The sequence below is a fragment of the Streptomyces sp. NPDC059003 genome (genome assembly GCF_042740445.1).
GTDB lineage: Bacteria > Actinomycetota > Actinomycetes > Streptomycetales > Streptomycetaceae > Streptomyces.
The window spans coordinates 47,947-55,287 of record NZ_JBHYJH010000048.1 but is presented as its reverse complement, the minus strand read 5'-3'; the positions used below and the strand labels follow the sequence as shown (position 1 = coordinate 55,287).

The 7,341-nt window shown below is 72.8% G+C and carries 7 protein-coding genes; 3 read left to right on the top strand and 4 right to left on the bottom strand.

All coding sequences use genetic code 11. The features are described 5' to 3' along the window. Nucleotides 1-1,352 (bottom strand): CynX/NimT family MFS transporter (locus ACFWZ5_RS18950; protein ID WP_384890879.1); only part of this gene is annotated, 1,352 nt, incomplete at its 3' end. 129 nt (nucleotides 1,353-1,481) lie between these two features. Between ACFWZ5_RS18950 and ACFWZ5_RS18945 the strand changes: the two genes are divergently transcribed. Next, nucleotides 1,482-2,168 (top strand): FadR/GntR family transcriptional regulator, encoded by a 687-nt coding sequence (locus tag ACFWZ5_RS18945; protein WP_384796019.1) that lies wholly within the window; start codon nucleotides 1,482-1,484, stop codon nucleotides 2,166-2,168. Here the strand turns inward: ACFWZ5_RS18945 and ACFWZ5_RS18940 are convergent. The 3 genes from ACFWZ5_RS18940 to fabG all read right to left on the bottom strand — a co-directional run bounded on the left by ACFWZ5_RS18940 (nucleotide 2,152) and on the right by fabG (nucleotide 4,135). Beyond that, nucleotides 2,152-2,526 (bottom strand): hypothetical protein, encoded by a 375-nt coding sequence (locus ACFWZ5_RS18940; protein ID WP_384796021.1) that lies wholly within the window; start codon nucleotides 2,524-2,526, stop codon nucleotides 2,152-2,154. The two genes, ACFWZ5_RS18945 and ACFWZ5_RS18940, sit on opposite strands and share 17 nt — an antisense overlap. 113 nt (nucleotides 2,527-2,639) lie before the next feature. Continuing rightward, a complete protein-coding gene (gene fabI, locus ACFWZ5_RS18935; protein ID WP_384796023.1) occupies nucleotides 2,640-3,410 on the bottom strand; it encodes an enoyl-ACP reductase FabI in 771 nt (256 codons plus the stop codon). A gap of 5 nt (nucleotides 3,411-3,415) precedes the next feature. After that, entirely contained in the window at nucleotides 3,416-4,135 is a 720-nt protein-coding gene (gene fabG / locus ACFWZ5_RS18930) for a 3-oxoacyl-[acyl-carrier-protein] reductase (protein WP_384796025.1), read from the bottom strand. Between the two features lie 276 nt (nucleotides 4,136-4,411). Between fabG and ACFWZ5_RS18925 the strand changes: the two genes are divergently transcribed. Further along, the gene (locus tag ACFWZ5_RS18925; protein WP_384796027.1) at nucleotides 4,412-5,935 is read left to right on the top strand and encodes a TldD/PmbA family protein; all 1,524 of its coding nucleotides are present in this window, start codon (nucleotides 4,412-4,414) and stop codon (nucleotides 5,933-5,935) included. Continuing rightward, entirely contained in the window at nucleotides 5,932-7,326 is a 1,395-nt protein-coding gene (locus ACFWZ5_RS18920) for a metallopeptidase TldD-related protein (protein WP_384796029.1), read from the top strand. The genes ACFWZ5_RS18925 and ACFWZ5_RS18920 overlap by 4 nt, the downstream gene beginning before the upstream one ends. Nucleotides 7,327-7,341: the final 15 nt, after the last annotated feature.

Sequence of the window (7,341 nt, the reverse complement as noted above, 5' to 3'; positions counted from 1 at the left end):
GCCTTCGCCGCGACCTCGTCCTCGACCGTGCGGTCGCGGCCCGCCAGGGTGCCGATGACGATCTGCGGCACCATCAGGGCCGCCATGAGCGCGATCGGCAGGCCCCAGCCCCCGCTGTGCTGGTAGAGCACGCCCACCAGGAGCGGCCCGGGGATCGAGATCAGATAGCCGGTGCTCTGCGCGAAGGCGGACAGCTTGGCCACGCCCGCGTTGGTCCGTGCGCGCATCCCGACCATCGTCAGGGCCAGCGGGAAGGCGCAGTTGGAGATCCCGAGGAGGATCGCCCACGCCCAGGCGCCGCCCGCCGGAGCGACGTACATGCCCGCGTAGCCGGCCAGGCCGCAGGCGCCGAGGGCGATCACGGCCGGGCCCTGGTGGGTGAGGCGCGTGGCGACCCGGGGGATGACGAAGGCCAGCGGCACGCCCATGGCCATCGTGACGGCGACGAGCAGGCCCGCCATGCCGGCCGAGACGCCCGCGTCGCGGAACATCTGCGCCATCCACCCCATCGTGACGTACGCGGAGGACGCCTGGAGTCCGAAGAAGACGGCGAGCGCCCACGCGGTGCGGCTGCGGGTGATGCGGAAGCCCGCGTCGTCCTGCCCCTCGTCGGCCGCGGCCCGGCCGGTGCCCCGTGCCGCGTCCCGCACCGCGCTCCGGTCGCCGCGGGACAGCACGAGCCACGGCAGGAACGCCACGGCGGGAAGGACCGCCCATACCGCGAGGCCGGTCCGCCAGCTCCCGCCCAGGGCGTCGGTCATCGGCACGGTGAGGGCGGCGGCGAGCGACGTGCCGAGGGCGAGCGCCATCGAGTACAGGCCGGTCATGGGGCCGACCCGGTCCGGGAACCAGCGCTTGACGATCACCGGCATCAGGACGTTGCTGACCGCGATGCCCATGAGCGCGAGCGCGCTGGCCGCGAGGAAGCCCGCGGTGGAACCGAGGAAGGGCCGCAGGACCAGGCCCGCGGCGATGGCGGCCATGCCCGCGCACACCACCGCCGCGGGCCCGAAGCGCCGGGCGAGGCGCGGCGCCATGACGCCGAAGGCCGCGAAGCACAGCGTCGGTACGGACGTGAGCATCCCGGCGACGGTGCCGCTCATGCCGAGCCCGTCCCGCACCTCTTCGAAGAGGGCGCCGAGGCTGGTGATGGCGGGCCGCAGGTTGAGGGCCGCGAGGACGATGCCGACGGGGACGAGGCGCATGGCCCACGCGCGCGTGGCGGTGGATTTCGCCTCCGCCGCGGCCGTGGCTCCCCCGCGTCCCGCGCCGTCCGCCGTACGGGTGTCCGTCGGGGGTATCGGCGCCTTCGTCCGCACCTTCGTCTTCGTCGTTGTCTCCTCGCTCACCATGGAGCCATCATAGAATCATGGGATGATTGGTTGTCCACTCGATTACCTGCCCGGCTGTCCGCCCGGTCACCAGCCCCGCCGCCCGCCCGGTCGTCCCACCCTCAGCCCGGCCTCGTACGAAGGAACGTCATGCCGCTGACCTCGCCCCGTCGCTCCGCGCTCTCCGAGCAGGTCATCGCCGAGCTGCGCAACCAGATCTCGTCGGGCGAGTGGCCGGTCGGCTCCCGCATCCCCACCGAGCCGGAGCTGGTCGAGCAGCTGGGCGTGGCCAGGAACACGGTCCGCGAGGCCGTGCGCGCCCTCGCCCACAACGGCCTGCTCGACATCCGCCAGGGCTCGGGCACCTACGTGATCGCGACCAGCGAGCTGGCGGGCGTGATGCACCGCAGGTTCGCCGACGCGGACCCCGCGCACGTGGCGGAGCTGCGGTCCACGCTCGAGTCGAGCGCGGCGCGGCTGGCCGCCGAGCGGCGCACCGACCGCGACCTGCGGCAGCTCGAAGCGCTGCTCGCCCAGCGCGAGAGCGCCTGGGAGTCGGGGGACGCCGGGACCTTCGTGGCGGCGGACGCGACGTTCCACATGGCGGTCGTGGCCGCGTCCCACAACGACGTGATGACGGCCCTGTACGCGGATCTGAGCGAGCTCCTGCGCGCCTGGCTGCGCGTGGACGTCGGCGAGGAGCTGACCCTGGACAGGCCCATGGACCACAGCCGTCTCGTCGAGGCCATCCGCGCGCGGGACACCCAGACGGCGGCGACGGAGGCGGCCGGCTACCCCTATCGGTGCCGCCCGGAGCGGCTCAGCGCTGGTGGCTGATCCACACCGAGCGGATCTCCTTCCAGCAGCGCCCCGTCAGCCGCACCGTCATGGCGGGCCCGGCGTCGACCGGGCGGCTGTCGCTGTCGATGTCCCACCACCGGTCGCACTCGACGTGCAGCCGGAGCCGGTCGGTCTCGGGGTAGGGGTTGTGGCAGTACGCGACGGCCTGGGAGCCCACGACGCTGCTGCGGCACTCCGCGCCGAACGGCCGGGCCGCGGCCGCCCGCGCCGCCGCTCCCCCGCGGTGCTCGGATCCCCCGCGCGCGGCCTGCGCGGCGGCGTACGACACGGCGTCGTACGGCAGCGTGACCAGGAGGGCGAGAGCGGCGAGCGCCGCACCAGGTGACCAGCGCACGCTCCAGGGTGTGCGGCTCGCGCCCGGCCGCGCCCGGCGGGCGGGCCGAACGGGCGACGCCCCGCCCCCGCGCGGTGCGGGAACGGGGCGTCGGCGCCGTGGGAACGTACCGGCTAGGCGCCCATCATGTGCACGCCGCCGTCGACGTGGATGATCTCGCCGGTGGTCTTCGGGAAGAAGTCCGAGAGCAGCGCGACGATGCCGCGGCCCGCGGGCTCCGGGTCGGCCATGTCCCACTGGAGCGGGGAGCGGCTGTCCCAGACCTTGGCGAGCTCGCCGAAGCCCGGGATGGACTTGGCGGCCATGGAGCCGATCGGGCCCGCGGAGACGAGGTTGCAGCGGATGTTCCGCGCGCCCAGGTCCCGCGCCAGGTAGCGGCTCGTGGCCTCCAGGGCGGCCTTGGCCGGGCCCATCCAGTCGTACTGCGGCCAGGCGAACTGGGCGTCGAAGGTGAGGCCGACGACCGCGCCGCCCTCCTCCGGCATCAGCGGCAGGCAGGCCATGGTCAGCGACTTCAGGGAGTACGCCGAGACGTGCATGGCCGTGGCCACGGACTCGAAGGGCGTGTTCAGGAAGTTGCCGCCGAGGGCGTCCTGCGGGGCGAAGCCGATGGAGTGGACGATGCCGTCCAGGCCGCCGAGCTCCTCGCGCACGGTCCCCTCGAGGTTCGCGAGGTGCGCGTCGTTGGTGACGTCGAGCTCGATGACCTTGGCGGGCTTGGGCAGCTTCCGGGCGATGCGCTCGGTGAGCGTGGGCCGCGGGAACGCGGTCAGGATGATCTCGGCGCCCTGCTCCTGCGCGACCTTCGCCGCGTGGAAGGCGATGGAGGACTCCATCAGCACACCGGTGATCAGGATGCGCTTGCCGTCGAGAATTCCGCTCATGGTGATCAGTGACCCATGCCCAATCCGCCGTCAACCGGGATGACGGCTCCAGTGATGTACGAGGCGTCGTCCGAGGCCAGGAACCGCACCGTGGCGGCGATCTCCTCGGGCTGCGCGTAACGGCCGAGCGGCACCTGCGACACGATGCTCGCGCGCTGCTCGTCCGTGAGCGCCTGGGTCATGTCGGTGTCGACAAAACCGGGCGCGACGACGTTGAAGGTGAGGTTGCGCGACCCGAGCTCCCGGGCGAGCGAGCGCGCGAAGCCGACCAGGCCCGCCTTGGAGGCGGCGTAGTTCGCCTGCCCCGGGGAGCCGTAGAGGCCGACGACGGAGGAGATGAGCACGACGCGGCCCTTCTTGGCGCGCAGCATGCCGCGGTTGGCGCGCTTCACGACACGGAAGGTGCCGGTGAGGTTGGTGTCGAGGACGGAGGTGAACTCCTCCTCGGTCATGCGCATGAGGAGCTGGTCCTTGGTGATGCCCGCGTTGGCGACCAGGACCTCGACGGGGCCGTGCTTCTCCTCGACCTCCTTGTAGGCCTGCTCCACCTGCTCGGCGTCGGTGATGTCGCACTTGACGGCGAGGACGCCGGCCGCGGTGAGATCCTTGGGCGGCTCACCCGAGCGGTAGGTGATCGCGACCTGATCGCCGGCGTCGGCGAACGCGCGGGCGATGGCGAGGCCGATGCCCCGGTTTCCTCCGGTGACGAGAACCGAGCGGCTCAACGGATCACCCTTCTCCTTGACGGTGTGGTCACTCGAAAACCTATCGGTCCCGCACGTGATCCGGAGAATCGGCGACCGACAGTGGCGCGGAAGACTCGCTGTCGGGTCCCTACAGAAACGCGCGCGAGAGCGGCGCGGAAGGGCGGCACGGAAAGGGTGTGGCCGAGCGCCCGGTCCGCGCGCGATGATCGGACCTGACCGGTGCCCCGGGACGGCCGCGGACCGGGCCGACCGGCGGGCCGGAGCCCACCACAGGTGACAGCAGGGAGACATTCCGTGCCTCATTCCATCGATGAAGCCTTCACGGCACTGCCGCTGAGGGCGCTCGCCGACGCCGCGCTCGCCCGCGCGCGGGCGCTTGGCGCCGAGCACGCGGACTTCCGTCTGGAGCGGGTGCGCAGCGCGGCCTGGCGGCTGCGGGACGCCCGGCCCGCGGCGTCGTCCGACACCACGGACCTCGGGTACGCGGTGCGGGTGGTGCACGGCGGCACCTGGGGCTTCGCCTCGGGCGTCGATCTGACGATGGACGCGGCGGCGCGCGTCGCGTCCCAGGCCGTGGCGATGGCGAAGCTGTCGGCGCAGGTCATCAAGGCGGCCGGGTCCGACGAGCGCGTCGAGTTGGCGGACGAGCCGGTGCACGCGGACAGGACGTGGGTGTCCGCGTACGACATCGACCCGTTCGCGGTGCCGGACGAGGAGAAGACGGGGCTGCTCGCGGAGTGGAGCGCGCGCCTGCTGGCCGCCGAGGGGGTCGCGCACGTCGACGCCTCACTGCTCACCGTGCACGAGAACAAGTTCTACGCGGACACGGCGGGCACGGTCACCACGCAGCAGCGGGTCCGCCTGCACCCGCAGCTGTCCGCGCACGCCGTGGACGAGTCGAGCGGCGAGTTCGACTCCATGCGGACCATCGCGCCGCCGGTCGGCCGCGGCTGGGAGTACCTGACCGGGACCGGCTGGGACTGGGATGCCGAGCTCGCCCGGATTCCTGAGCAATTGGCCGAGAAGATGCGGGCGCCGAGCGTCGACCCCGGCCTGTACGACCTGGTGGTCGACCCGTCGAACCTGTGGCTGACGATCCACGAGTCCATCGGCCACGCCACGGAGCTGGACCGCGCGCTCGGCTACGAGGCGGCGTACGCGGGCACCTCCTTCGCGACCTTCGACCAGCTCGGCAAGCTCGCGTACGGCTCGTCCCTGATGAACGTGACGGGCGACCGGACGGCGGAGCACGGCCTCGCCACCATCGGGTACGACGACGAGGGCGTGGCCGCGCAGTCCTGGGACCTGGTCAGGGACGGCACGCTCGTCGGCTACCAGCTGGACCGGCGCATCGCGAAGCTCACCGGCTTCGAGCGCTCCAACGGCTGCGCGTACGCCGACTCCCCCGGCCACGTGCCGGTGCAGCGCATGGCGAACGTCTCGCTGCAGCCGGACCCGGCGGGCCGGTCCACGGACGACCTGATCAGCGGCGTGGAGCGCGGCATCTACGTCGTGGGCGACCGGTCGTGGTCCATCGACATGCAGCGGTACAACTTCCAGTTCACCGGACAGCGCTTCTACAAGATCGAGAACGGGCGGCTCGCGGGTCAGCTGCGCGATGTCGCGTACCAGGCGACGACCACCGACTTCTGGGGTTCGATGGCCGCGGTCGGCGGGCCCCAGACGTATGTCCTTGGCGGCGCCTTCAACTGCGGCAAGGCCCAGCCGGGCCAGGTCGCGGCGGTCTCGCACGGCTGCCCGTCCGCCCTCTTCACGGGCGTCAACATTCTGAACACCACGCAGGAGGCCGGGCGATGACCGCGCGTACGAGCAAGCCGCACGAGATCGTCGAGCGGGCCCTCGACCTGTCCACCGCCGACGGCTGCGTGGTGATCGCCGACGAGGAGTCGACGGCCAACCTGCGCTGGGCGGGCAACGCCCTGACGACGAACGGCGTCACCCGCGGGCGCACCCTCACCGTCATCGCCACCGTCGACGGGTCGCAGGGCACCGCGTCCGGCGTCGTCTCCCGCTCCGCGGTGACCGCGGACGAGCTCGAACCGCTGGTGCGGGCCGCCGAGGCCGCCGCGCGCGCGGCCGGGCCCGCGGAGGACGCACAGCCGCTCGTCGCCGGCGCCCCGGAGTCCCCGGACTTCACGGACGCGCCCGTCGAGACGTCGTCGGCGGTGTTCGGTGACTTCGCGCCGGCGCTCGGCGAGGCCTTCGCCCGCGCGCGGGCGGGCGGGCGCGAGCTGTACGGCTTCGCCAACCACGAGTTCGTGACCAGCTATCTCGGTACGTCGACGGGGCTTCGCCTGCGCCACGACCAGCCGAGCGGCACGCTCGAACTGAACGCGAAGTCGCCGGACCGCACGCGCTCGGCGTGGGCAGGGCGTGCGACCCGCGACTTCAAGGACGTGGACCCGGCGGCCCTCGACGAGGAGCTCGCGCGGCGTCTGGCGTGGGCCGAGCGGCGGATCGAGCTGCCCGCCGGGCGGTACGAGACGCTGCTGCCGCCGACCGCCGTCGCGGACCTGCTGATCTACCAGCTGTGGTCGTCGGCGGCCCGGGACGCCGCGGAGGGCCGCACGGTGTTCTCCAAGCCGGGCGGCGGGACCCGCGTCGGCGAGCGGCTCGCGCAGCTGCCGCTGACGCTGCGCAGCGACCCGCACGAGCCGGGCCTGGAGGCGGCGCCGTTCGTGCTCGCGCACGCGTCGGGGGACGCCGCGTCCGTCTTCGACAACGGCCTGCCCCTCGGGCCGACGCAGTGGCTGCGCGACGGTGAGCTCGCCCATCTGCTGACCACCCGGCACAGCGCGGCCCTGACCGGGCTGCCCGTGGCCCCGGCCGTGGACAACCTGATCCTGGAGGGCGGCTCGGACCGCTCCCTGGACGAGATGGTCGCCGCCACCGAGCGCGGCCTGCTGCTCACCTGCCTGTGGTACATCCGCGAGGTGGACCCGGCGACGCTGCTGCTCACGGGCCTGACCAGGGACGGCGTGTACCTGGTGGAGAACGGCGAGGTGGTCGGCGAGGTGAACAACTTCCGGTTCAACGAGTCGCCCGTGGACCTGCTGTCGCGGGCCGTCGAGGCGGGCCGTACGGAGAAGACGCTGCCGCGCGAGTGGGGCGACTACTTCACCAGGGCGGCGATGCCCGCGCTCCGGGTGCCGGACTTCAACATGAGTTCGGTCAGCCAGGGCGTATAACCTCGTAGACCGCAC